General features: G+C 60.2%; 1 protein-coding gene and 1 pseudogene. Both read right to left on the reverse strand.

Features of this window, described 5'->3' with window-relative positions; all coding sequences use genetic code 11:
* Positions 1–464 (reverse strand): annotated as a pseudogene (locus tag EOA22_RS32620) (sugar ABC transporter substrate-binding protein); the annotation flags it as partial.
* Positions 465–540: 76 nt separating this feature from the next.
* Positions 541–1715 (reverse strand): aldehyde dehydrogenase family protein (locus tag EOA22_RS32625; RefSeq protein WP_127390553.1); only part of this gene is annotated, 1175 nt, incomplete at its 5' end.

Raw genomic sequence — 1715 nt, forward strand, 5'->3', positions numbered from 1 at the left:
TTCTTGTAGGCTTCGGACTCAGACTTCGGATCGATCGGGATCGAGAAGATCACGTCGGGCTTACGGGCGATCATCTGCTCCAGATCGCTGATTTGCTGACCGGGCTGGAACTTGGCGTCGGTGGTTCCAACAATTTCGATACCAAGATCCTTGAGTGTGTTGCTGATTCCGGCAACCTGCAACTGAGGCCAGCCCGCATCCATTGTGTGCATCACCAGTCCAGCGGTAAACTTGCCCGCCTTGAGCTTGGCAAGATCCTCATCGGAGAATTTCAGCACGTCCGGCGACACCGCCGGCGGACCATCCGGGAAGCCTGGGACGGGTTGGCCCCTCGGCGACAGGGGCAGCGGCTCGAGCAGAGCTTTTGCTTCCGGTGGGATGGTGTCATCGGCGAGAGCCGACGATGCGGCCAGTCCCGATAGCGCCAAGGCCAAGGCGGCCGCCATAAATCCACGATAGTACATTTCATTCCTCCCGATCATATGAAACGGCCGTAGCGGCCGGGTGGCGACCTGGCTGGTCGTACTGGTTGGGCGCTGTTCAGCGCCCGTAAGGCATCAATGCCGCCGTGGCGGCACCCGAATAGTTCACGTAGACCGTCTTCTTGCGCATGTAGCTCTCGAGCCCATGCACGCCGTCGTCGCCGCCCAGTCCGCTTTCGCGGAAGCCGACATGGAAACCCTGCAGCATTTCCGGTCCGATCCGGTTCACGTAGATCTCGCCGAACGAAACCTCGTTGACGGCGTTCATGACGCGGCCCAGATCATTGGTGAAAAGATAGGCCGACAGGCCATAGTTGCTGGCATTGGTGATGCTGACAGCCTCCTCGAAAGTGTCGAAGGGCATGATCGGCACGACCGGGCCGAAGATTTCGCGCGTCATGATCGGCATGTCAGGCGTCACATCTGTCAGTACGGTCGGATTGAGCCAGTAGCCGCCATCGATGGGCGCCTTGGTCGGGCGTCCGCCGGCGAGAGCAAGCCTCGCGCCGCCCGCTACGGCTTCCGCAAGGACCGCCTCGACCTTTTCCAACTCTTCAAGACTGACTTTCGGGCCGATATCGGTATTTGCCTGCATCGGATCACCGACGACGAGCGACTTGGAGAACTCCACAAAGCGTGTGACGAATTGATCGTAAATCGAACGGTGAACGAGCGTGCGTTCGTTGCATATGCAGACCTGTCCGCAATTCATGTAGCGCGACGTGGCTGCGGAACGAACCGCCAGGTCGAGATCGGCATCAGCCAGGACGATGAATGGCGCCTTGCCGCCAAGCTCCAGCGAAACAGGTGTCAGATTGCGCGAAGCATTCGCCATGATGCGCTTGCCGGTCGGTACGCTTCCGGTCATGGTGATGAGGTCGACGCCGGGTTCCGTGCAGAGCACTTCGCCTATGGTTTCACCTCGTCCCGTTATGATGTTCACGACGCCGGCTGGCACGCCCGCTTCGACAAAGATGCGAGCCATTTCGAGCGCCGAAAGTGGCGTGTCTTCATGCGGTTTCAGGACGATGGTGTCGCCGGCGATCATGGCGGGCGCCACCTTTCGGCTGACCAGGGCGCTCGGGTAATTCCACGGAATGATGGCGGCGACGACGCCTACCGGCACACGCTGTATCCAGACCTGCTCTCCCGCGTAGTCGGATGGCAGGATTTCACCTTGAATGCGACGGGCAAACTCGGCGTAGTAATCGAAGAACTCGGCCGCGCCGCCGA

This window comes from Mesorhizobium sp. M7A.F.Ca.US.014.04.1.1, from assembly GCF_003998745.1.
GTDB lineage: Bacteria > Pseudomonadota > Alphaproteobacteria > Rhizobiales > Rhizobiaceae > Mesorhizobium > Mesorhizobium ciceri.